This window comes from Candidatus Methylomirabilota bacterium (assembly GCA_035764725.1).
In the GTDB taxonomy this organism is placed as follows: Bacteria; Methylomirabilota; Methylomirabilia; order Rokubacteriales; family CSP1-6; genus DASRWT01.
The window spans coordinates 1-23,378 of the sequence record DASTYT010000027.1 but is presented as its reverse complement, the minus strand read 5'-3'; the positions used below and the strand labels follow the sequence as shown (position 1 = coordinate 23,378).

At 70.0% G+C, this 23,378-nt stretch carries 22 protein-coding genes; all 22 read left to right on the top strand.

Translation table 11 applies throughout. The annotated features are described in order from the left end of the window. Positions 1-2: 2 nt before the first annotated feature. A complete protein-coding gene (locus VFX14_03910; protein ID HEU5188815.1) occupies positions 3-356 on the top strand; it encodes a (2Fe-2S) ferredoxin domain-containing protein in 354 nt (117 codons plus the stop codon). A 5-nt stretch (positions 357-361) separates the two neighbouring features. Continuing rightward, complete coding sequence (locus VFX14_03905) at positions 362-2,065, top strand: proline--tRNA ligase (GenBank protein ID HEU5188814.1); 1,704 nt, start codon at positions 362-364, stop codon at positions 2,063-2,065. A 93-nt stretch (positions 2,066-2,158) separates the two neighbouring features. Next, entirely contained in the window at positions 2,159-2,650 is a 492-nt protein-coding gene (gene rimP / locus VFX14_03900; GenBank protein HEU5188813.1) for a ribosome maturation factor RimP, read from the top strand. Next, positions 2,647-4,026, top strand: a complete 1,380-nt coding sequence (gene nusA, locus VFX14_03895) for a transcription termination factor NusA (protein ID HEU5188812.1) — start codon at positions 2,647-2,649, stop codon at positions 4,024-4,026. The genes rimP and nusA overlap by 4 nt, the downstream gene beginning before the upstream one ends. 274 nt (positions 4,027-4,300) lie before the next feature. Then, positions 4,301-6,865, top strand: a complete 2,565-nt coding sequence (gene infB, locus VFX14_03890) for a translation initiation factor IF-2 (protein ID HEU5188811.1) — start codon at positions 4,301-4,303, stop codon at positions 6,863-6,865. 18 nt (positions 6,866-6,883) lie between these two features. Then, the gene (locus tag VFX14_03885) at positions 6,884-7,159 is read left to right on the top strand and encodes a DUF503 domain-containing protein (GenBank protein HEU5188810.1); all 276 of its coding nucleotides are present in this window, start codon (positions 6,884-6,886) and stop codon (positions 7,157-7,159) included. A gap of 20 nt (positions 7,160-7,179) precedes the next feature. Then, positions 7,180-7,551 (top strand): 30S ribosome-binding factor RbfA, encoded by a 372-nt coding sequence (rbfA, locus tag VFX14_03880; GenBank protein ID HEU5188809.1) that lies wholly within the window; start codon positions 7,180-7,182, stop codon positions 7,549-7,551. Positions 7,552-7,553: 2 nt separating this feature from the next. Continuing rightward, the gene (locus tag VFX14_03875) at positions 7,554-8,540 is read left to right on the top strand and encodes a bifunctional oligoribonuclease/PAP phosphatase NrnA (GenBank protein HEU5188808.1); all 987 of its coding nucleotides are present in this window, start codon (positions 7,554-7,556) and stop codon (positions 8,538-8,540) included. Then, positions 8,537-9,466 carry a tRNA pseudouridine(55) synthase TruB gene (truB, locus tag VFX14_03870; GenBank protein ID HEU5188807.1) on the top strand — a complete coding sequence of 310 codons (930 nt, stop codon included), beginning with the start codon at positions 8,537-8,539 and terminating at the stop codon, positions 9,464-9,466. Before VFX14_03875 ends, truB begins: the two co-directional genes overlap by 4 nt. Next, complete coding sequence (locus VFX14_03865; GenBank protein HEU5188806.1) at positions 9,429-10,367, top strand: bifunctional riboflavin kinase/FAD synthetase; 939 nt, start codon at positions 9,429-9,431, stop codon at positions 10,365-10,367. Before truB ends, VFX14_03865 begins: the two co-directional genes overlap by 38 nt. A 162-nt stretch (positions 10,368-10,529) precedes the next feature. Beyond that, complete coding sequence (rpsO, locus tag VFX14_03860; GenBank protein HEU5188805.1) at positions 10,530-10,799, top strand: 30S ribosomal protein S15; 270 nt, start codon at positions 10,530-10,532, stop codon at positions 10,797-10,799. Between the two features lie 94 nt (positions 10,800-10,893). Continuing rightward, positions 10,894-13,026, top strand: a complete 2,133-nt coding sequence (gene pnp, locus VFX14_03855) for a polyribonucleotide nucleotidyltransferase (GenBank protein ID HEU5188804.1) — start codon at positions 10,894-10,896, stop codon at positions 13,024-13,026. After that, the gene (locus tag VFX14_03850) at positions 13,026-14,291 is read left to right on the top strand and encodes a pitrilysin family protein (protein ID HEU5188803.1); all 1,266 of its coding nucleotides are present in this window, start codon (positions 13,026-13,028) and stop codon (positions 14,289-14,291) included. The genes pnp and VFX14_03850 overlap by 1 nt, the downstream gene beginning before the upstream one ends. A gap of 1 nt (position 14,292) precedes the next feature. Beyond that, positions 14,293-15,588 (top strand): adenylosuccinate lyase, encoded by a 1,296-nt coding sequence (gene purB, locus VFX14_03845; protein ID HEU5188802.1) that lies wholly within the window; start codon positions 14,293-14,295, stop codon positions 15,586-15,588. 31 nt (positions 15,589-15,619) lie between these two features. Further along, complete coding sequence (gene purC / locus VFX14_03840; protein ID HEU5188801.1) at positions 15,620-16,330, top strand: phosphoribosylaminoimidazolesuccinocarboxamide synthase; 711 nt, start codon at positions 15,620-15,622, stop codon at positions 16,328-16,330. Continuing rightward, entirely contained in the window at positions 16,327-16,575 is a 249-nt protein-coding gene (gene purS, locus VFX14_03835; protein ID HEU5188800.1) for a phosphoribosylformylglycinamidine synthase subunit PurS, read from the top strand. Before purC ends, purS begins: the two co-directional genes overlap by 4 nt. Positions 16,576-16,671: 96 nt before the next feature. Then, the gene (purQ, locus tag VFX14_03830; protein HEU5188799.1) at positions 16,672-17,385 is read left to right on the top strand and encodes a phosphoribosylformylglycinamidine synthase subunit PurQ; all 714 of its coding nucleotides are present in this window, start codon (positions 16,672-16,674) and stop codon (positions 17,383-17,385) included. Positions 17,386-17,410: 25 nt separating this feature from the next. Next, positions 17,411-19,636 carry a phosphoribosylformylglycinamidine synthase subunit PurL gene (gene purL / locus VFX14_03825; protein ID HEU5188798.1) on the top strand — a complete coding sequence of 742 codons (2,226 nt, stop codon included), beginning with the start codon at positions 17,411-17,413 and terminating at the stop codon, positions 19,634-19,636. Next, entirely contained in the window at positions 19,617-21,047 is a 1,431-nt protein-coding gene (gene purF, locus VFX14_03820; protein ID HEU5188797.1) for an amidophosphoribosyltransferase, read from the top strand. The genes purL and purF overlap by 20 nt, the downstream gene beginning before the upstream one ends. An 11-nt stretch (positions 21,048-21,058) precedes the next feature. Continuing rightward, entirely contained in the window at positions 21,059-22,087 is a 1,029-nt protein-coding gene (gene purM, locus VFX14_03815) for a phosphoribosylformylglycinamidine cyclo-ligase (protein HEU5188796.1), read from the top strand. Then, positions 22,080-22,706, top strand: coding sequence for a phosphoribosylglycinamide formyltransferase (gene purN / locus VFX14_03810; protein ID HEU5188795.1), 627 nt, complete (start codon positions 22,080-22,082; stop codon positions 22,704-22,706). The genes purM and purN overlap by 8 nt, the downstream gene beginning before the upstream one ends. Before the next feature lie 34 nt (positions 22,707-22,740). Beyond that, positions 22,741-23,378: bifunctional phosphoribosylaminoimidazolecarboxamide formyltransferase/IMP cyclohydrolase (gene purH, locus VFX14_03805; GenBank protein ID HEU5188794.1), on the top strand; the 638-nt coding region annotated here is incomplete at its 3' end.

Genomic DNA, 23,378 nt, shown 5'->3' with positions numbered 1-23,378 from the left:
TCATGGGACAGTACAAGTGTCACGTCTTCGTCTGCACCTCCGGCGAGACCTGCCCGCAGCAGGGTGACGTCGAGAAGTTCGTCAAGACCCTGCGTGCCGCCGTCGCCATCGCGGGGAAGCACACCGAGGTGCGGATCAACAAGGCGGGCTGCTTCTCCCAGTGCGGCCACGGCCCGATGATCGTGACCTACCCGGACAACGTCTGGTATCACGGCGTGCAGGAATCCGACCTCGACGAGATCGTCCAGTCCCACATCCTGGGCGGCGAGCCGGTGGCGCGTCTCGTGTACGACCCCGGCGTGCCCGGCCCCAACAAGGTCCCGGCCGCCTCCGCCGCCAAGCCCGCCGGAGCCTGAGCCCGGTGCGCTGGAAGCGCGCCCTCATCCCGACGCTGCGAGACGATCCCGCCGACGCGGAGGCGGTGAGCCATCGCCTCATGGTCCGGGCGGGCCTGGTGCGACAGCTCGCGGCGGGCCTCTACGTGTACCTGCCGCTGGGCCTCCGGGTGCTCGACAAGGTCAACGCGATCATCCGCGAGGAGATGAACCGCATCGGCGGGCAGGAGATCTCGATGCCGGTGCTCCACCCCGCGGAGATCTGGCAGCAGTCGGGGCGCTGGGACGCCATCGGCGCCGAGATGTTTCGCTTGAAGGACCGCTACGGTCGCGACATGGTCCTGGCGATGACGCACGAGGAGGTCATCGCCTGGCTCGCGGCCAAGGAGATCCGCTCCTACCGCGACCTCCCGCAGATCTGGTACCAGATCCAGACCAAGGAGCGGGACGAGGCGCGGCCGCGCTCGGGCGTGCTGCGCACGCGCGAGTTCCTCATGAAGGACTCGTACACCCTCGATCCGGATGTGGAGGCGCTGGACCGCTCGTATCGCGCCCACCACGACGCCTACTGCCGGATCTTCGAGCGCTGCGGCGTGCGCTACATCGTGGTCGACTCCGATCCCGGCATGATGGGCGGCTCGGGCTCGCACGAGTTCATGGCACCCAGCTCGGCGGGTGAGGACGACGTGGCCCTCTGCGTGGCGTGCGGCTACGCGGCCAACGTGGAGCTGGCCCGGGGAGTGCCCGGCACGCCGGACGCCCCGTGGAGCGCGCCCGCGGAGGTCGCCACGCCCGGGGCCAAGACCATCGCGGAGGTATCGACCCAGCTGCGGATCGATCCGGCGCTCATGGTAAAGTCGCTGCTGTTCATCGGGCCCAACGGGCCGGTGCTGGCGCTCGTGCGGGGCGACCACGCGCTCCACGAGCGCAAGCTCGCGCGCGTCCTCGGCGGCGAGGCGCGGCCGGCCCACCCCGAGGAAGTGAAGACGCACCTAGGCGTCGCGCCCGGCTCCGTGGGCCCGGTCAAGGCGCCGGGCGGCGTCCGGGTGCTGGCGGACGAGTCGCTGCGCAGCGGGCGCTACGTGGTGGGGGCCGGTCGCGAGGGCTATCACCTCGTCGGGGTGGCGCCGGGCGTCGACTTCTCCACGGAGTTCGTCGACCTTCAGGTGGCGCTGCCGGGGGAGGCGTGTCCGCGCTGCGGCAAGCCGCTCGCCGTCGAGCGAGTCATCGAGATCGGCAACATCTTCAAGCTCGGCACCACGTACTCGGCCACGCTCGGGGCGACGTATCTCGACGAGCAGGGGCAGCAAAAGCCGGTGGTGATGGGCTCCTACGGGATCGGACCCGCGCGCGTCGCCGCCGCCGCCGTCGAGCAGCGCCACGACGCCGACGGGATCATCTGGCCGTGGGCCATCTGTCCGTTCCAGGTCCACCTGGTCCCGATCGCGGGCAAGGACGACACGCAGACCGTCGCCGCGGAGGCCATGTATCGTGAGCTGACCGAGGCTGGGCTTGAGGTGCTCATGGACGACCGCGAGGAGCGCGCCGGGGTGAAGTTCAAGGACGCCGACCTCCTCGGCTGTCCCATCCGGATCACGGTGGGGCAGGGACTCGTCAAGGACGGCGTGGTGGAGATCCGGGAGCGGGGGACCCGCGAGGACCGAAAAGTCCCCCGTGCTGAGGTGCTCGCCACCGTGAAGGAGATCGCCGCCCGGCTCGCGCGCGCCTGACCCCTGTTGCGGGGCCCCCCCGCGTGTGCTAAAGTGTCGCCAAAAGTGGGCTCTGCCCACTTTTTTTTCTGAGGATTTGGGGGGCAACGAGCGGTGAGCGATCTGGAAGGGCGACTCAGCCGCGTCGAAGCCGTGGCGTCCCCGGTCCTCGAGGCGCACGGGCTGTCCCTGGTCGACGCGGAGTGGCGCCGCGAGGGGCGGCGCTGGGTCCTCCGCTTCTATGTCGACAAGCCCGGTGGCGTCGGGATCGCCGACTGCCAGCGCTTCAGCCGCGAGATGGGCGACGTGCTGGATGTGTCCGGCCTCATTCCCGAGCCGTACGACCTCGAGGTGTCGTCTCCGGGCCTGGATCGCGAGCTCAAGAAGGACCGCGAGTTCGCGTGGGCGGTGGGTCGCGAGGTGCACTGCTGGGTACGCGAGCCCCTAGAGGGGCGGCGCGAGCTCACGGGCGTGCTGGTCGCGGTGACGTCGGAGTCGCTGACGGTGGAGGAGGCAGGAGGTGCGCCGTGCGCGGTGCCGCGGCGGCTCCTCAGCAAGGCGCGGCTGGAGCCCGCGCTGTTCAATAAGAGACAGGGTGGGTCGTGATCAACAAAGAGCTCATCTACGTCATTCAGCAGATCGGCAACGAGAAGGGGATCGGGGTCGAGGTCCTTTTCGAGGCGCTGGAGTCCGCCCTGCTGTCGGCGTCCAAGAAGACGATGGGCGTGGCGGACAACGTTCGCATGCACCTGGACCGCCACACCGGCTCGCTGCAGGTGTTCGCCCGGAAGAAAGTCGTGGAGACGGTCAGCGATCCCAAGCTCGAGATCCGCCTGGCCGAGGCCCGCGCGCTCAACCGCGACGCCGAGCTGGACGACGAGATCGAGGTGGAGCTGCCTCCGCAGGAGTTCGGACGCATCGCCGCCCAGACCGCCAAGCAGGTGATCCTGCAGCGTGTGCGCGACGCGGAGCGGGACGCGATCTACTCCGATTTCATCGACAAGGAGGGCAAGATTGTCCGCGGCGTCGTGCACCGCATCGAGAAGCGGAACGTGATCGTGGAGCTGGGCAAGGCGGAGGGCGTGATCACGGAGCGCGAGCAGATCCCCGGCGAGCGCTACAATCCCGGCGACCGCGTGCGCGCCTACGTGCTCGAGGTGAAGAAGACCGCCAAGGGCCCACAGATCATGCTCTCGCGCACGCATCCGGGCTTCCTCGCCCGGCTCTTCGAGGCGGAGATCCCGGAGATCGCCGAGGGCATCGTGCAGGTGCGGGCCGCCGCGCGTGAAGCGGGGGAGCGGGCGAAGGTCGCCGTCGCCTCGACGAAGCGAGACGTGGATCCCATCGGGGCCTGCGTGGGACTGCGCGGCACTCGCATCCAGGTCATCAGCCGCGAGCTGCGGGGCGAGAAGATCGACATCGTCGAGTGGGCGCCGGATCCCGGCGCCTTCGTGTCGCGCGCGCTGTCTCCGGCCAAGGTCTCGTCGGTGAGGGTGAGCGAGCCCGAGGGGGAAGGCGAGCAGGGCTCGGTGCTCGTGGTCGTCCCCGACAATCAGCTCTCGCTCGCCATCGGCAAGCGGGGGCAGAACGCGCGTCTGGCGGCCAAGCTGACCGGGCTTCGCGTGGACATCAAGAGCGAGGGCGAGCTGGAGGAGGAGCGCCGTCTGGAGGAGGAGGAGCGCGCCGCCGGCCGTGCGGCCCTGGCGAGCTTCCAGGGCGTGGGCGCGCAGATGGTGGACCGGCTCACCGACGCGGGTCTGTTCTCGCCGGCGCGCATCGTGCGCGCGGGCCTCGAGGCGCTCGAGGCGGTCCCGGGTGTGGGGGTCACCAAGGCCGCGGCCATTCTCAAGGCGGCGACCGAATGGGTGGAGGCGCATCCCGAGACCGTGGCGTCCGAGCCGGACGCCGACGAGGGATCGGCCGCGTCGGCCGGCGCCGAGAGTGCGGGGCCGGAGGACGAGACCCGGTCGACGGCGGGGTGAAGCGTGAGGCGCCGCGGCGCACCTGCCTGGGCTGCCGCAAGGTGCGGCCGCAGGACGAGTTGATGCGCCTCACGCGCGGCGCGGACGGGGTCGCGCGGGTGGACGGGAGGAGCAAGAGGGCAGGGCGGGGGGTGTATGCGTGCCCGACGGCGGAGTGCCTGACCGCCGCGCTGCGCAAGGGGCGCCTCGACCATGCCTTCCGGCGTCCCACAAGGGGGCCGGCTGAGAGCGTCGGTGAGATACTGAAGTGGGTGGAGCGCAAAGGAGACGAGCATTGGCGGGACGTCTGAAGGTTATTGACCTGGCGAAGGAGCTGGGAGTCACCAGCAAGGATCTCTTGCTGGCCCTCGACAGCATGGGCCACAAGGGCAAGCGCGCGATGACGCCGCTCGACAACGCGACGGCGAACGAGCTGCGCATGAAGCTCGGACGGGGGCGCGAGCTGCCCCCCGAGCCCGTCAAGCCTAAGCGCGTTGCCAAGCCCAAGGCCGCGCCCGTCGAGGGCGAAGCCGGCGACGCCGCCGCCAAGCCCAAGCCCGCGCGCAAGACCGCCGCGAAGCCCGCGGCCGTCAAGGTCGAGGATCCCGACATCCCGCCAGCCGCCGAGGTCGTCAAGCCCGCGGCCACGATTTTCCGTCCCGCTCCCGCCGCCCCCGGCGAGATCGCCCCTGCGGCGGCGGCGTCCGCGGTGGAGTCGCCACGCCCCGCGCCCGCGGCGGAGCGGCCCGCGCCGGTGATCGAGCCGTCGCGGGCCGCTCCCATCGCCGAGCCTCCGAGGCCGGCGCCGGCCCCCGTTCGTCCCGCGGCGGCGGCGCCCCCCGCAGCGCCGCCGGTGGCGTCGCGCCGTCCCGTCACGCCGACCCCCCCGGTGCGCCCGGGCGTTCCGCCCTCGCGCCAGCCCCTCACCGCCACCCCGCGCATCGTGCCGCCGTCGCCCGCGCGTCCGGTGCCGCCCGCACCGCCCATGCGTCCGGCGGCGGCGCCCGCCGCCGCTGCTCCCGTCGCGCCCGCGCCGCCGGCTCCGGCCCCGGCCGCCGTCCGGCCGCCCGAGCCCAGGCCCGCGCCCGCGGCGCCCGAGCCCCCCGCCGAGGTCAAGCGCGAGCTGATCAAGCTGCCGGAATCCGTGACGGTCGGCGAGCTCGCCGCGGCCATGCGCCGGAAGTCGGGCGAGGTCATCAAGGCACTCCTCGAGCTCGGCGTCATGGCCACCCTCAACGAGGTGCTGGATCCGACCGCAGCCAAGCTCGTCGCGGACAAGTTCAACTTCGACGTGGAGGTGCGGTCGCTCGAGGGCGACGTGCTGGAGGAGGAAGAGACGGATCCGAGCCAGCTCAAGGCGCGGCCCCCGGTGGTGACGGTCATGGGTCACGTCGACCACGGTAAGACCTCGCTGCTCGACGCGATCCGCAAGACGCGCGTGGCCGAGAAGGAGGCGGGGGGCATCACCCAGCACATCGGCGCCTATCAGGTGGACACGAGCCACGGCAAGGTCACGTTCCTGGACACACCGGGTCACGAGGCCTTCACGGCCATGCGGGCCCGGGGCGCGAAGGCGACCGACATCGTCATCCTGGTGGTGGCGGCGGACGACGGCGTGATGCCGCAGACGGTGGAGGCGGTGAACCACGCCAAGGCGGCGGACGTGCCGATCATCGTGGCGGTGAACAAGATCGACAAGCCGGGCTCCGAGCCCGATCGCGTCAAGCGTGAGCTGTCCAATCACGGGCTGGTCCCGGAGGACTGGGGCGGGCAGACGATCTTCGTGCACACCTCGGCGAAGCGCGGCGACGGCATTGCGCAGCTCCTCGAGATGACCGCGCTTCAGTCCGAGATCCTCGAGCTCAAGGCCAATCCCAACCGCGCCGCCCGCGGGGTCATCGTGGAAGGCCGGCTTGACCGCGGTCGCGGCCCCGTGGCCACCGCGCTGATCCAGTCGGGCACGCTCAAGGAGGGCGACGCGGTGGTGGTGGGTTCGCAGTCCGGCCGCGTCCGCGCGATGTTCTCGGACCGCGGCAAGAAGGCGCAGAAGGCGGGCCCCGCCGATCCCGTGGAGATCCTCGGCCTCTCCGGCGTGCCCCAGGCGGGCGACACGCTGCTGGTGGTGGCCGATGAGCGCAAGGCGCGGCAGATCGCCACCGTTCGGGCCGAGCGCGAGAAGCTCAAGGGCAAGGGCAGCGCTCGCGTCACCCTGGAGGAGCTGCACAAGCAGATCGAGTCCGGCGAGGTCAAGGAGCTGCGGCTCATCCTGAAGGCCGACGTGCAGGGCTCGGTGGAGGCGCTCACGGAATCGCTGGAGCGTCTCTCCACCGACGAGGTCAAGCTCAAGGTCATCCACGGCTCGGTGGGCGCGGTGAACGAGTCGGACGTCATGCTCGCCTCCGCCTCCAACGCCATCGTGCTCGGCTTCAACGTGAAGGCGGACGCGAAGGCGGCCAGCCAGGCGCAGGCCGATGGAGTGGACGTGCGGAGCTACAGTATCATCTACGACGTCATCAACGACGTCCGGGCGGCGCTGTCCGGCATGCTCGCGCCCGAGATCCGCGAGACGATCCTCGGACGCGCGCAGGTGCGCCAGCTGTTCCCCATCTCCAAGCTGGGCCTCATCTTCGGCTCCTCGGTGACGGAGGGAAAGATGGTGCGCGGCGCCCGCGTGCGGGTGAAGCGCGGCGACACGCTCCAGGGCGAGGGCACCATCTCCTCCCTCAAGCGGTTCAAGGACGACGTGCGCGAAGTGCTGCAGGGGCTGGAGTGCGGCATCGGCGTGGACGGCGTCAAGGGGGTGGCCGCGGGGGACATCATCGAGGCCTTTACCACCGAAGAGGTGGCCCGGACGCTCTAGCCGATGTCGGGAGCGCGGGTGGCGGTCGGCACCGTGGAGCTGCACCTCCCCGACGTGGGATCGCTCAAGGGCAAGCGGCACGCCCTCAAGGGGCTCAAGGAGAAGCTCCGGCACCGCTTCGAGCTCTCCGTCGCCGAGGTCGATCACCACGATCTCTGGCAGCGGGCGACCCTGGCGCTTGCCTACGTCTCCGGCGACTCCCGGCACGCCAACGAGGTCATCTCCAAGGCCGTCGACTTCATCGAGGACAACCTCGACGGGTACATCACCAACGTCGAGGTCGAGATTCTCTAGACGGCGGGCGGACAACCGATATGCAAGGCAAGCGACTCGAGCGAGTGAATCAGCTGATGCGCGAGGAGATCTCGCGGCTCGTCCAACGCGAGCTCAAGGATCCACGCCTCGGCTGGGTGACCATCACCGAGGTCAACGTGACGCCCGATCTGCGCCAGGCCAAGGTCTTCGTCTCGGTGCTCGGACCCGAGGACAAGTGGGTGGCGTCCTTCAAGGCGCTGGAGAGCGCCCGCGGCTACATCTGGGGCGCGCTCCGCAAGACGCTCGACCTGCGCGTCACCCCCGAGCTCTCCTTCCGGCCCGACCGCTCGATGGAGCACGCGGCGCGGATGCAGGCGTTGCTCGCGGGGCTCAAGCCCGACCGCCGCGCCCCCGTCGAGGACGAGGACTAGCCGTGGCGGAGTTCTCCACGGTGCCGCCGCCGGCGCTGCTCGACGCCCTGAAGCGCCGGACGGGCGAGGTCCTGCTCCTCGGGCACGTGCATCCCGACGCCGACGTGCTCGGCACGCTGCTGGGGCTGGGGCTGGCCCTCGAGCGCGCGGGGTGGCCGCCCACCTTCGCGGGGCCGCATCCGGTACCCGAGGTGCTGTCCTTCCTGCCCGGCGCTGCGCGCTACGAGGTCTGGGCGCGCGCGCCGCGCCAGTTCGACGTGCTCGTGCTCACCGACTGCCCGAACCATGCCCGCACCGAAGGGCTGCTGGAACAGGCGCGCGGCCCGGCCAGCGCGGTGCTGAACATCGATCATCACCCGGACAACCGGCGCTACGGGACCGTGGACTGGATCGACCCCTCGGCGGCGGCCACCGGCGAGATGATCTGGGAGCTCCTCGGCCGCCTGGGTCTGCCGCTGACCGCGGACGTCGCGCTCAACCTCTACGCCGCCATCCACACCGACACCGGCTCCTTCCGCTACTCCAACACGACCGCGCGGACCTTCCAGATCGCGGCGGACCTCACCCGCGCGGGCGCCGAGCCGGCGCTCGTCACCGACTGGCTCTATCAGCGGCGGCCGCCCCGAGCCCTCAACGAGCTGGGCGAGCTGCTGCGCCGTGTCGAGGTGAGCCCGGACGGCGCGGTGGCCTGGCTGACCGTGCCGCGCGGGCTTGTGAGCGAGGACTTCATGGCGGCGGAAGACGTGGTGACGTATCCCCGCTCCATCGCCGGCGTGAAGGTGGCGGTGGTGCTTCGCGAGGAAGCGCCCGGGAAGGTGAAGGTGAGCCTGCGCGGCAAGGGCGAGATCCCGGTGAATCGGATCGCGGGGCGCTTCGGCGGTGGCGGCCACGAGAACGCGGCGGGCTGCACCCTGTCGAGCTCCCTCGACGACGCCACCACCACGGTGCTCGCGGCGGTTCGCGAGGCCCTCACCGCGCCCGTCCGGTGACCGCCGCGCGCGCCGGCGCCACGCGCTCCGGTATTCTCGCCGTCGAGAAGGGACCGGGCGTGACGTCCTTCCAGGTGGTCGCGCATCTTCGCCGCCTGCTGCGAGCGCCCAAGGTCGGCCACGGCGGCACCCTCGATCCCGACGCCACCGGGGTTCTGCCCATCCTCGTGGGCGAGGGGACCAAGCTCACGCCCTATCTCACCGCGCTCGACAAGGAGTACGTGGCGACGGCGCGGCTCGGCCTGACCACCGACACGCAAGACGCCTCCGGGACGGTGCTGCGCGAGCGGCCCGTACCTCCTCTCGACGGCGCTGCCATCGCCGCCGCGCTCGCACGCTTCGTGGGTGAGATCGAGCAGATCCCGCCGATGTACTCGGCGCTCCACCACGAGGGACGGCGGCTCTACGAGCTGGCGCGCGAGGGCGCCGAGGTGGCGCGGCCGCCGCGCAAGGTGATGGTCCACGCGATCACGCTTGAGGCGCTGGCGCTCCCCGAGGTGACCTTCCGCGTGCGCTGCGGCAAGGGCACCTACGTGCGGACCCTCGCCGCCGATCTGGGCGAGGCCCTCGGCACGGGCGCCTCGCTGTCCCGCCTCGTTCGTACCCGCGTCGGCCCTTATCACCTGGACGACGCGGTGCCCTGGGACACGCTGCGCGAGGCCCGCGAGGGCGCGGCGCTCTGGACGCAGCTCCGCCCTCTCGACTCGGCGCTCCTCGAGCTGCCGGCGCTCACGCTCGACGCCCGCGCCACGCAGGCCTTCGTCCACGGCCAGTCGGTGCCCGGCGGTTCGGGGCGCACCGGGCTCCTGCGCGTGTACGGCGCCGACGGCGCCCTTCTCGGCGTGGGCGAGGGACAGGGCGAGCTCGTCAAGCCCGAGCGACTCCTCCATGCGGATCCTCCACGGACTCCCGTCGTTCCCCGCTGAGCTGGCGCCGTCGGTGACGGCGCTCGGCGCCTTCGACGGCATCCACCTCGCGCACGTGAAGATCCTCCGCACCACCGTGGAGCGCGCGCGGGCGCTCGGCGTGTCCGCGCTGACCTGCACCTATGAGCCGCATCCCGCCGTCGTGCTCAACCCGGACCGGGCGCCCGTGCCGATCGCCTCGCCCGCGGAAAATCTCGAGCGGATGGGACGGCAGGGCCTCGACGCCACGCTGGTGATCCCGTTCACGCTCGACTTCTCCCACATGGAGGCCGAGGCCTTCGTGGCCGACGTCCTGGTCTCGCGGCTCCGTGTGAGGGAAGTTGTGGTCGGCTACAACCACACGTTCGGCCGCGACGCGCGCGGCACCTCGGCGCTGCTCCAGTCGCTGGGAACGCGTCACGGCTTCGTGACCCATGTCCTGCCGCCGCTCAAGGTGGACGGACAGACGGTGTCCTCCAGCGCCATCCGGGAAGCGCTGCGGGAGGGCGATCCTGCCCGGGCCCGCCGCTTCCTGGGCCATCCCTACACGATCAGCGGCCCCGTGCTGCGGGGCGCGGGCCGGGGCCGCACGCTGGGCTTTCCCACCGCGAACCTCCGCCCGGATCGCGCGGTGCTGCTCCCGCCCGGCGTGTATGTGGCGCGGGCCGCCTTCGCCGGCGGGAGCGCGGGCGCGGTGGTGAACATCGGCTACCGGCCGACGTTCGGCGACAACCAGTACTGGATCGAGGCCTTTCTCCTGGACTTCTCGGGCGACCTCTATGACCGGCCGCTGACTCTGGCCTTCTATCAGCGTCTCCGCCCCGAGATGAAGTTCGGCAGCGTGGACCTGCTCAAGCAGCAGGTCATGGCCGACATCGAGACCGCGCGCGCCGCCGTCCCGCATCTGCCCGACCCGGAGTGACCGCTTCGGGTGCCGAGAGTCTTTACACCCGGCGCAGGCCGTGGTACCTTTCAGCGGAACGGTTGATTTTCTAAACACTTTCTTGAACCCGCCTTAACGGAGCGGTTGTTCGGTGCTCTGGGGGCTGGGCGATTGGGGGGGGATCCCCCGGGAGGAGTCGTCATGCGTCTGTCCGTCGAGAAGAAGAAAAGCCTCGTGGAGCAGTTCCGCACCCACGAGGGCGATACGGGGTCGCCGGAAGTACAGATCGCGCTCTTGTCCGAGCGCATCACCGGCCTCACCGATCACTTCAAGAACCACCAGAAAGACCATCACTCCCGGCGGGGGCTCCTCATGCTCATCGGCAAGCGCCGTGGGCTGCTCGAGTATCTCCGCAAGAAGGACGCGGAGCGCTACCGGGCCTTGACCGAAAAGCTCGGGATCCGCAAGTGACGGCGGAGCCCGATACTCGTTTCCTCTTCCACGCCCGGCCTCGCCGGGCTCATTCACCGATTGCAACACCCCCAGCTGGAGGCTCAACACGCATATGACTCACTCTGTTCAGACATCCATCAGCGGCACCACCCTCTCGATCGAGACGGGCAAGGTTGCCAAGCAATCCGACGGCGCAGTCGTGGTGCGCGCCGGCGGCACCATGGTCCTCTCCACCGTCGTCTACGCGAAGGCGCCCATGGAGGGCCGCGACTTCCTGCCGCTGACCGTGGAGTATCGGGAGCGCGCCTACGCGGGCGGCAAGATACCCGGCGGCTTCTTCAAGCGCGAAGGCCGCCCCGATGAGAAGGAGACCCTGACCTGCCGGCTCATCGACCGGCCGGTGCGCCCGCTCTTCCCCAAGAACTTCCGGAACGAGATCCAGGTCATCAACTTCGTCATCTCCGCCGACAACGAGCACGACCCCGACGTGCTCGCCATGGTGGGAACGTCCGCGGCGCTGGCGCTTTCGGGCCTCCCCTACGACGGCCCGATCGGGGCGGTGCGGGTCGCCCTGGTCGACGGCAAGCTCGTGGCCAATCCCACCTACGCGCAGCTCAACGGCTCCCCGCTCGAGATCGTGATCGCGGGCACCGAGGACGCGATCCTCATGGTGGAGTCCGGCGGCAAGGAGATCCCCGAGGAGAAGATGCTCGAGGCCCTCGCCTTCGGCCACGAGCAGTGCAAGGCGCTGGCCCGCATCCAGAAGGACCTGATGGCCAAGACGGGGAGGCCCCGCATCGCGTTCGACGCCGATGCCGGCGCCGATCCGGCCCTTGCCGCACGGGTGAAGGAGCTCGCCTCCGCCAAGATCGCGCAGGCCCTGTCCATCCATGAGAAGCAGGCGAGGGCCCGCGCCATCGAGGCCGTGTTCGAAGAGGTGAGCCAGGCGGTGGGGGCCGACGAGTCCTCGCTCCCCAAGGTGCGCGACTACTTCGAGAAGGTCGAAAAGGCCGAGGTCCGCCGCCTCATCGTTGACAAGGGGATCCGCGTCGACGGGCGCAGCGTGAAGGAGGTCCGGCCGATCTGGTCCGAGGTCGAGTATCTTCCGCGGGCCCACGGCTCCGCGCTCTTCACCCGGGGCGAGACCCAGGCCCTGGTGGCGGCCACGCTTGGCACCAAGAACGACGAGCAGAAAATCGAGTCATTCGAGGGAGATATATACCGTCGATTCATGCTGCACTATAACTTCCCACCGTTCTCCACGGGTGAGGTGAAGCGCTTCGGCACGACCAGCCGGCGCGAGACCGGCCACGGGGCCCTGGCGCACCGGGCCATCGAAGCGGTGCTGCCGTCCAAGGAGGAATTCCCCTACACGATCCGCGTCGTCTCGGACATCCTCGAGTCCAACGGCTCGTCCTCCATGGCCACGGTCTGCGGGGCCTCGATGGCCCTCATGGACGCGGGCGCGCCGCTCAAGTCGCCGGTCGCCGGGATCGCGATGGGGCTGGTGAAGGAGGGCGACAGGGTCGGTATCCTGACCGACATCATGGGCACCGAGGACCACTACGGCGACATGGACTTCAAGGTGGCCGGCACCGAGAAGGGCATCACCGCGCTCCAGATGGACATCAAGATCAAAGGTGTGTCCATCGACATCATGCGCCAGGCGCTCGCCCAGGCGCGCGAGGCACGCCTGCACGTGCTCGAGAAGATGGCCGAGACCATCAAGGGGCCGCGGGCGACGCTGTCGCCGTACGCGCCGCGCTTCGTCACGATCAAGATACGCCCCGAGAAGATCCGCGAGATCATCGGCCCCGGCGGCAAGGTCATCCGCGGCATCCAGGAGAAGACCGGCGCCAAGATCGACGTCGAGGACGACGGCAAGGTGACGATCTTCTCGTCCAGCAACGACGCCGCCCAGGCCGCCCTCGGGATGATCCAGGACATCTGCCGCGAGGTGGAGCTGGACCGGATCTACGTGGGCAAGGTGAAGAGCATCAAGGAGTTCGGGGCGTTCGTCGAGGTGATCCCGGGAACGGAAGGGCTGCTGCACATCTCCCAGATCGCCGAGAATCGGATCCGCGCGGTGTCGGACGTCCTCACCGAGGGCGACACCGTGGTGGTCAAGGTCATCGAGATCGACGGCAACGGGAAGATGCGTCTGTCGCGGAAGACCGCGCTGCGCGATCAGCCCGCGCTGGCGGAAAAGGAGCAGCTCAAGGTCGCGCCGTCCGGAGCCTCGTAGTGCCGGAAGGCTACCGGAAGTCCGTTCTCCCCAACGGCATCCGCCTCGTCACCGAGGCCATGCCCCACGTGCGCTCGGTGGCGGTGGGGGTGTGGGTCGACACCGGGTCGCGGGTCGAGCCGGAGGACCGGGGCGGGATCTCCCACCTCATCGAGCACCTCGTGTTCAAAGGGACGGCCATCCGCTCGGCGGAGGCGATCGCCCGCGCCATCGACTCGGTGGGGGGTCACATGGACGCCTTCACCGCGAAGGAGCACACCTGCTTCTACGTGGGCGTGCTGGATGAGCATCTCCCGCTCGCCGTGGATCTCCTCACCGACATCCTCATGCAACCCCTCTTGTCCGCGGACGACATCGAAAAGGAAAAGTCGGTGGTCCTCCAGGAGATCAAGATGGTGGAGGATACGCCCGACGACCTGATCCACGATCTCCACGCGGAGCAGGTCTGGGCAGGGCATCCGCTGGGCCGGCCCATCCTGGGCGCATGGGATCGCGTGAAGGAGTTCGACCGCGCCACCATCCTCCGGCACTTCCAGGAGGAGTACGTGCCCGGGCGCATCACGGTGGCGGTGGCCGGGCACGTCGAGCACGATCGGGTTCGCGATCTCTTCGCCGCGCGGGTCGACGGCTGGGAGCGGCCGGCGGCGCCGCGGACACTGACCGCGCCCACGCTGCATCCGGGCATTCACCTGGTCGCCAAGGCCCTCGAGCAGGTGCACCTCGTGCTCGGGTTCCCCGGCGTCGCCGACACCTCGCCCGAGCGCTATGCCCTCTACCTCCTCAACGACGTCATCGGCGGCAGCATGTCCTCGCGGTTGTTCCAGGAGGTGCGCGAGCGTCAGGCCCTGGTGTACTCCGTGCACTCTGGCACTCAGCCCTACCGCGACACCGGCCTGCTCTACGTGTACGCGGGGACGGAGCCGGCGAACTACGCCAAGGTGCTCCGCGCGGTGATGAAGGAAGTGCGGGCGATCAAGAAGGACGGGATCGCGGCCGAGGAGCTGCGCCGAGCCAAGGATCACTTGAAGGGCAATCTCATGCTCTCGCTGGAGTCCACCTCCAGCCGCATGAACCGCCTGGCGAAGCAGGAGCTCCGCTTCGGCTCTTTCCTCACGCTGGACGACATGCTCAGCGCGTTCGACGACGTCCGCCCCGAGGAGGTGGAGGCGCTGCTGCACCGCGTCTTCGACGAGGACCTCCTCACCCTGATGACGTTGGGGCCGGTCGACAAGCGCAACCTGCCTCGCGATATATTCGCGCGTTAACATGATCGACCGCTACAGCCGCCCCGAGATGGCCCGGATCTGGAGCCAGGAGGCGAAGTACGCCAACTGGCTGCGCGTCGAGCTGGCCGTCTGCGAGGTCTACGCCCGGCGGGGCCTCATCCCCGGCGATGCGCTGAACCGGATCAAGGCCAAAGCCAGGGTCGACCCCTATCGTATCGATGAGATCGAGCAGACCACGCGTCACGATGTGATCGCCTTCCTCACCAACCTCGAGGAGTCGATCGGGACCGACTCGCGCTACGTCCACATCGGCATGACCTCGTCGGACGTGCTCGACACCGCGCTGGCGCTCTCGCTCCAGGAGGCCTCCGACCTGCTCCTCGCCGGGCTCGAGCGGCTGCGCGGCGCCCTGCGCGCGCTCGCCATCACCCACAAGCGCACCCTCTGCGTGGGCCGGAGCCACGGCATCCATGCCGAGCCGATGACGTTTGGCCTCAAGGCCGCCCTTTGGTACGCGGAGGCCGGGCGCAACCTCGAGCGGCTGCGTCGGGCCCGCGAGACGGTGCGGGTGGGGAAGATCTCGGGGGCGGTGGGCACCTTCGCCCACATCGACCCCGACGTCGAGGAGGAGGCCTGCCATCTGCTCGGGCTCGAGCCGGCGCCGGTGTCCAGCCAGATCGTGCAGCGCGACCGCCACGCCGAATTCGTGGCGACGCTCGCCATCGTCGCCGCCTCGCTGGAGAAGATCGCGGTGGAGATCCGCTCGCTCCAGCGCACCGAGATCGGCGAGGTCGAGGAGCCGTTCGCGGAGGGCCAGAAGGGCTCGAGCGCGATGCCCCACAAGCGCAACCCCGTGGGCTCGGAGAACATCACCGGGTTGGCGCGCCTCGTTCGCGCCAACGCGGGCGCCGCCTTCGAGAACGTGGCGCTGTGGCACGAGCGCGACATCAGCCACTCCTCGGTGGAGCGCGTGATCCTGCCCGACTCGACGATCCTGGTCGACTACATGCTCCACCGCTTCTCGGGAATCCTCGAGGGGCTCCGGGTCTACCCCGAGCGCATGCGCGAGAACATCGAGCGGAGCTTCGGCCTCATGTACTCGCAGCGCGTGCTGCTGCGCCTCACCGGCGCGGGCCTCGCACGGCAGGCCGCGTACGAGATCGTGCAGCGGAACGCCATGCGGGCGTGGACTGACCGCCGGTCCTTTCAGACGCTGCTCGCCGCCGATCCCGGGGTGACCGCCCATCTCGATGCCGACGCGCTGGCCGAGTGCTTCGATCCCGCCTGGTACCTGCGGAACGTGGACGCGATCTACCGCCGGTTGAACCTTTCGTGAACTCCCGTCCGACCTCCTGAGGGCAGCCGCCATGGAAAAACGCGACAAGATCTACGAGGGCAAGGCCAAGATCGTCTACACGACCGACAAGCCGGGGCTCGTCATCCAGTACTTCAAGGACGACGCCACCGCGTTCAATGCCGAGAAGCGCGGCACGATCGTGGGCAAGGGCGTGGTGAACAACCGCATGTCGGCGACGATCTTCGAGCGCCTGGGCAAGGCGCGCATCCCCACCCACTTCATGGCCACCCTGTCGGACCGGGAGATGCTCTGCCGGCGGCTCGACATCATCAAGATCGAGACCATCGTGCGCAACGTGGTGGCGGGGAGCCTCGCCAAGCGCACGGGACTCCCCGAGGGCACCGCGATCCGTCAGCCGATCGTGGAGCTGTACCTCAAGTCCGATCCCCTGGGCGATCCCATGATCAACGACGACCACGTGCGGATGCTCAAGCTGGCCACCCCGCGCGAGCTGGCCTGGATCAAGCGGACCGCGCTCCGGATCAACACGGTGCTGGTGCCCTACCTCCGGAAGAAGCAGCTGCTCCTGGTGGACTTCAAGCTGGAGTTCGGCCGGGCCGGGAAGACGCTCCTCCTCGGCGACGAGATCAGCCCCGACACCTGCCGGCTCTGGGACGCGACCACCCGCGAAAAGCTCGACAAGGATCGCTTCCGGCGGGACCTCGGCGGAGTCGAAGAGGCGTATCAGGAAGTGTATCGCAGGGTCGTGCCGCAGCAGTGAAAGCGCGCGTGCTCGTCCGGCTCAAGCCGGGCATTCTCGACGTGCAGGGGACTTCCGTGAAGCGCGCGCTGGAAGGCCTGGGCTTCGGCGAGGTCCGCGAGCTGCGGGTCGGCAAGGTCCTGGACCTCGAGGTGGAGGCCCCCGACGCCGCCCGCGCACGCCGCCGCGTGGAGGAAATGTGCGCTCGCCTCCTCGCCAACCCCGTCACCGAGGACTTCACGGTCGAGATCCTGACCGAGAGCTGAGCGGTCGCGCGCGGGAACGCCCCGACGCCCTTGCCAGAATCCTAGGGGCAGGGTAGAGTGTGGGAGCAACCACCAAAGGAGGGGCGTTCAACGTCCATGAGATTCGGCGTGGTGGTGTTCCCAGGCACGTGGAGCGACTGCGATTTTCACTATGTGATCAGCGAGGTGCTCCGGCAGCCGGTCAGCTACATCTGGCATCGCGAGTCCAACCTTTCCAGCTACGACTGCGTGGTCCTGCCCGGGGGCTTCTCCTACGGTGACTATCTCCGAGCGGGTGCGGTGGCGGGCCGCTCGCCGGTGGTGGAGGCGCTGCCCGAGTTCGTCGCGCGTGGCGGCCTCGTGCTCGGCTCGTGCAACGGCTTCCAGATTCTTTGCGAGGCGCGGCTGCTGCCCGGCGCGCTCTCCCGCAACGAGTCCCTCCAGTACCGCTGCCAGTACGTGCACCTCCGCACCGAGAACGCGGATACGCCCTTCACCCGCGCCATGCGCCCGGCCCAGGTCCTCAAGATGCCGATCTCGCACGGCGAGGGGAAGTACTACTGCGATGGGGCCACCCTGCGGAGCCTGCGCGAAAAGGGCCAGATCGTGTTCCGCTACTGCGAGGAGGACGGCCGTCTCACGAAGGACGCCAACCCCAACGGCTCGCTGGAGAACATCGCGGGCATCGTCAACGAGGAAGGGACCGTGCTGGGGCTGATGCCCCATCCCGAGCGCGCGGCCGAGAAGGCCGTGGGCGGCATTGACGGGCTCCTGATCTTCAATTCCCTCCTCGGCAGCCTCGTCGAGGACGGCACGTTCCTCAAGCGATAGGTCATCGGCGTGAAACGGGGACGGGGTGACCTGGGCCGAGCCTAAGGTCACGAAAGAGCTCGCCCTCAGCCACGGCCTCACCGCCGAGGAGTACGACCGCATCATCCGACGGCTCGGACGCGAGCCGAGCTTCACCGAGTTGGGCCTCTTCTCCGCGCTCTGGTCCGAGCACTGCGCCTACAAGCACTCGCGCGTGTTCCTCCGCGGGCTGCCCACCCAGGCCCCGCACGTGCTCCAGGGTCCCGGCGAGAACGCGGGCATCGTCGACCTCGGTGACGGTCTCGCCCTGACGTTCAAGATCGAGAGCCACAACCACCCCTCGTTCATCGAGCCTTTCCAGGGCGCGGCCACCGGTGTGGGCGGGATCCTGCGCGACATCTTCACCATGGGTGCGCGGCCCATTGCGGTGCTTGATTCGCTGCGCTTTGCCGATCCCCGCGACGCCAAGGCGCGCCGTCTTCTGGAAGGCGTGGTGTCGGGCATCTCGTGGTACGGCAACTGCTTCGGCGTGCCGAATCTCGGAGGGGAGGTCGGCTTCGCGCCCGAGTACGCCGGCAATCCCCTCGTCAATGCGATGGCGGTGGGCCTGGTCCCCCGCGACCGCATCTTCCGCGCGCGCGCCGAGGGCGTGGGCAACCCCGTCTTCTACGTGGGCGCCAAGACCGGGCGCGACGGCATTCACGGCGCCACGATGGCCTCCGCGACCTTCGACGAGGGCGCGGAGGAGCGGCGCCCCACCGTGCAGGTGGGGGATCCCTTCACGGAGAAACTGCTGCTCGAGGCGTGCCTCGAGGCGATGGCCACCGGCGCGGTGCTGGGCATCCAGGACATGGGCGCGGCGGGGCTCGCCTGCGCCTGCTCGGAGATGCCGGCGCGCGCAGGCACCGGCATGGAAGTCGACCTCGACCGCGTGCCCCAGCGCGAGCGGAACATGACGCCGTACGAGATCATGCTGTCGGAGTCGCAGGAGCGGATGCTCCTCGTGAGCGCGCGGGGCCGCGAAGACGAGATCCGGGCGGTGTTCGCCAAGTGGGAGCTGGACGCCGTCGAGATCGGGCGCGTGACCGGCGACGGCATGCTCCGTGCGCGCATGCACGGCGAGGTGGTGGCGGAGGTGCCGGTGAAGGCGCTCGCCGACGAGGCGCCGGTGTACGAGAAGCCGGTGGCGCGGCCGGACTGGCAGGACGCGCTCGAGGCCTTCGACCCGCTGACGCTGCCCCCGGTCCCGTCCGAGCGCGCGCTCCTCGCCTTGCTCGCGACCCCGGCCATCGCCTCCAAGCTCTGGGTGTACCGGCAGTACGATACCCAGGTCGGGATCAACTCGCTGGTGCTGCCGGGCTCGGACGCCGGCGTGCTCCGGATCAAGGGCACTCCCAAGGGTGTCGCCGTCACCACCGACTGCAATGCCCGACAGGTCTACCTCGACCCCCGTCGGGGCGCCGCCATGGCCGTGGCCGAGGCCGCCCGCAACCTCTCGGTCTCCGGAGCGCGGCCTCTCGGCCTCACCGACTGTCTCAACTTCGGCTCGCCCGAGCGCCCGGAGATCCTGTGGCAGTTCAAGGAGGCGGTGGCGGGGATCGCCGAGGCCTGCCGCGCGCTGGACATCCCGGTGGTCGGCGGCAACGTCTCCTTCTACAATGAGACTCTCGGCCAGGCGATCCTGCCCACTCCGGTGATCGGGATGGCGGGGCTCCTGGAGGACGTCGAGGCGCGGGCCACCCAGTGGTTCCAGCAGGAGGGGGACCGCATCGCCCTCATCGGGCCGGACGCGGTGAGCCTGGGCGGGTCGGAGTATCTCTGGGCGCTGCATCGGCGCGCGGCGGGGCGGCTGGCTCCGCTCGACCTGGGCCTCGAGCGCCGGGTGCAGGAGGCCTGCCGCGCGTCCATCGGGGCGCGCCTGCTGCGCTCCGCGCACGACTGCGCCGAAGGCGGGCTCGCGGTGGCGCTTGCGGAGGCGTGCGTCACCGGCCCGGCGGCCCTGGGCGCGGCGGTGGAGCTGCCGGCAGCGGGGGAGCGCGAGGATCTCGCGCTGTTCGGCGAGGGGCCGTCGCGGGTGGTCGTGTCGGTGCCGGCCGCGGCGGCGCGGGCTTTCGAGGCTCTGGTGGGCGAGTTCGCGGTGCCGTGGCGGTGGATCGGGCGCGTGCAGGGGGAGCGGCTGATGATCCGGCGGGATGGGCAGGTGGCGCTGGACGTGGCCGTGGACCGGCTGGACAACGAGTGGAGGAGCGGGCTTGCGCGACATCTGGGCTGAGACGGCCGAGCTCGACGACGACAAGTTCCACGACGAGTGCGGCCTGTTTGGCGTGTGGAATCACGCCGAGGCTGCCAACGTCACCTATCTCGGTCTCTACTCGCTGCAGCACCGCGGCCAGGAATCGGCGGGCATCGCCGCCACCGACGGGCAGAGCTTCCACGTGGAGAAGGCGATGGGCTGGGTGGCGGACGTGTTCAGCCGCGACCGGCTCAAGCGCCTGCCCGGCCACCGCGCCATCGGCCACGTGCGCTACTCGACGGCGGGCAGCTCCAATCTCCGCAACGCGCAGCCCATCAGCGCCCAGACCGTGCATGGCACGGTGGCGCTGGCCCACAACGGCAACCTGGTGAACGCGGAAGCGCTGCGGCGAAGCCTCGAGCAGGACGGCGCGGTGTTCCAGTCCACGTCGGACACCGAGGTGATGATCCACCTCCTCGCCCGCGCCGAGGGGGGGACCCTCGTGGATCAGCTGGCGCGGGCGCTCACCAAGGTGAAGGGCGCCTACACGCTGCTGCTCCTCACGCCCGACTTCATGATGGGGCTGCGCGATCCCTCGGGCTTCCGCCCGCTGTCGCTGGGCAAGCTCGGCGACTCCTGGATCCTCGCCTCCGAGACCTGCGCGCTGGACCTCCTCGAGGCGGAGTTCGTCCGCGACGTCGAGCCCGGCGAGATGGTGGTGATCGACGACAATGGCGTGACGAGCTTCCGCCCGTTCAAGCCCGCGGAGCGGCTGGCCTGCGTGTTCGAGTACGTCTACTTCGCGCGCCCGGACTCGATGCTGTGGGGGCGGAACGTCCACGCGGTGCGGAAGGCGCTGGGGCACCAGCTCGCCCGCGAATATCCGATCGAGGCCGATCTCGTCATCGCGGTCCCCGACTCGGGCGTGAGCGCGGCGCTGGGCTATGCGGAGGAGTCGGGCATCCCGTACGACAGCGGGCTCATCCGCAACCACTACGTGGGGCGGACCTTCATCGAGCCGAGCCAGGGCATCCGCCACTTCGGGGTCAAGGTGAAACTCAACCCGAACCGCGAGGTGCTGGCCGGGAAGCGTGTCGTCGTGATCGACGACTCCATCGTGCGCGGCACCACCAGCCGGAAGATCGTCAAGATGATCCGGACGGCGGGCGCGCGCGAGGTGCACATGCGGATCTCGTCGCCGCCCATCCAATGGCCGTGCTACTACGGCATCGACACGCCGACGCGGAAGGAGCTGATCGGCGCGAGTCACGACGTGAACGAGATCACGCGCTATCTCAGCGCGGATTCCCTGGGCTACCTCTCGCTCGAGGGCATGCTGAAGGCGACGGGCAACGACCCGAACCACTTCTGTCACGCCTGCTTCACCGGCCAGTACAAGGTGGGCTTCGAGCAGGAGGACGCCTCGCAGCTCAAGCTGTTCGACGCCTGACGACGGAGCCCGTGGACCCGCTCACCTATCGAGCCACCGGCGTTGACATCGAGGCCGGGGACGAGGCGGTGCGCCGCATCGCCCGGCTGGCCGCGCGCACCCAGCGGCCGGAGGTGCTGGGCGGGATCGGGGCCTTCGCCGCCTTCTGCCGCGTTCCCGCCGGGTACGACGAGCCGGTGCTCGTCTCGTCCACCGATGGCGTCGGCTCGAAATTGAAGGTCGCCTTCCTCGCCGACCGCCACGACACGGTGGGAATCGACCTGGTCGCGATGGGCGTCAACGACCTCCTGGTCCACGGCGCCGAGCCCTTCTACTTCCTCGACTATCTCGCGGTGCACCGGATCGAGCCGGGGCGCGTCGAGTCCATCGTGGCGGGGATCACCGCGGGCTGCGGCCAGGCCGGCTGCGCGCTGGTGGGCGGCGAGACCGCGGAGATGCCGGACCTCTACGCGCCGGGCGAGTACGATCTCGCCGGGTTCGCGGTGGGCGTGGTCGAGCAGCGGCGGATCGTCACCGGCGCCGAGGTCGCGCCGGGGGACCACGTGCTGGGGCTCGTCTCCTCGGGCCTGCACAGCAACGGCTATTCGCTGGCCCGCGCCATCGTCTTCGAGCGCCTGGGCCTCAAGGCGCACGACACGCTGCCCGGCGTGGGCCGGTCGGTGGCGGACGAGCTGCTCGTTCCCACGCGCATCTACGTGAAGCCGGTGCTGGGCCTCTTGCGCGCGCTGCCCGTCCGGGCCATGGCCCACATCACCGGCGGCGGCATCACCGAGAACCTCCCGCGCGTATTGCCGGAAGGCTGCCGCGCGGTGATCCGGCCCTCGGCGTGGCCGGTCCCGCCGGTCTTCCGCGTCCTCCAGGAGGCCGGGCGCGTCGAGGAGGCCGAGATGCGGCGCACGTTCAACATGGGGATCGGCTACGTGGTGGTGGTGAGGCCAGAGGACGCCGAGCCCGCCCGCGCGCTACTGCATGGCGCCGGCGAGTCGGTGTTCGAGATCGGCGAGATCGAGGCGGGCGCCCGCGGAGTGCGCTATGCCTGAGCGGCCGCGGCTCCGCATCGGCGTGCTCGCCTCCGGGCGCGGCTCGAACTTCCAGGCCCTGGTCGCCGCCGCGCGCGCCGGGCGCATGCCGGCCGACGTCGTCGTCCTGATCTCGGATCGCGCGGAGGCGGGCGTGGTGGCGCTGGCCCGCGCGGAAGGCATCGAGGCGGTGGTGATCCCGCCGCGCGAGCACCCGGGGCGCGAGGCGCACGACAAGGCGGTGACGGACGCCCTCGAGTCGCGGCGGGTCGGGCTCGTGTGCCTGGCCGGCTACATGCGCATCCTCGGTGCCGGCTTCGTCGAGCACTTCCGCGGCCGGCTCCTCAACATCCACCCCGCGCTCTTGCCGGCCTTCCCGGGACTGCACGCGCAGCGCCAGGCCCTCCAGCACGGCGTGCGGGTGGCCGGAGCCACGGTGCACTTCGTGGATGAGGGCACGGACACCGGTCCCATCGTGCTGCAGGCGGCGGTGCCGGTGGAGACCGGGGACACCGAGGACACGCTGGCCGCGCGCATCCTGGTGGAAGAGCATCGGATCTATCCGGAGGCGGTGCGCCTCTTCGCCGAGGGGCGGCTCGAGATCGACGGCGGGCGGGTACGAATCAAGGAGGGGGCATGAATCGGGTCAGTCACGCGCTCATGCGGGAGGCAAGATGAATCGCGTCAGTCGGGCGCTCATCAGCGTGCACGACAAGAGCGGCATCGTGGACTTCGCCAAGGGCCTGGCCGCGCTCGGCGTCGAGATCCTCTCCACCGGCGGCACCGCCGCGCTCCTGCGCGAGAGCGGCGTCAAGGTGGTGGACGTGGCCGAGGTCACGGGCTTCCCCGAGATGCTCCATGGGCGCGTGAAGACGCTGCATCCCAAGGTCCACGGGGGTATCCTCGCCCGCCGCCCGCTCCCCGAGCACATGGCGGCGCTCGAGCAACACGGGATCCGACCGATTGACCTGGTGGTCGTGGCCCTCTATCCCTTCGAGAAGACAGTGGCCGATTCAGCCTGCACGCTGGCCGATGCCATCGAGAACATCGACATCGGCGGGCCCAGCATGATCCGCGGCGCGGCCAAGAACCACGAGAGCGTGGGCGTCGTCACGGATCCCGGGCAGTACGCGGCCGTGCTCGAGGAATTGCGGAGCGCGGGCGCGCTGTCGGACGCAACCCGCTATCGGCTGGCCCAGGAGGCCTTCCGCCGCACCGCGCAGTACGACGCGGCGATCGCGACCTATCTGCGCGACCCGGGCGCCCGGGGCGTCGCGCCCGCCGCAGGCGGGGAGGACCCGCTGTTGCCCCC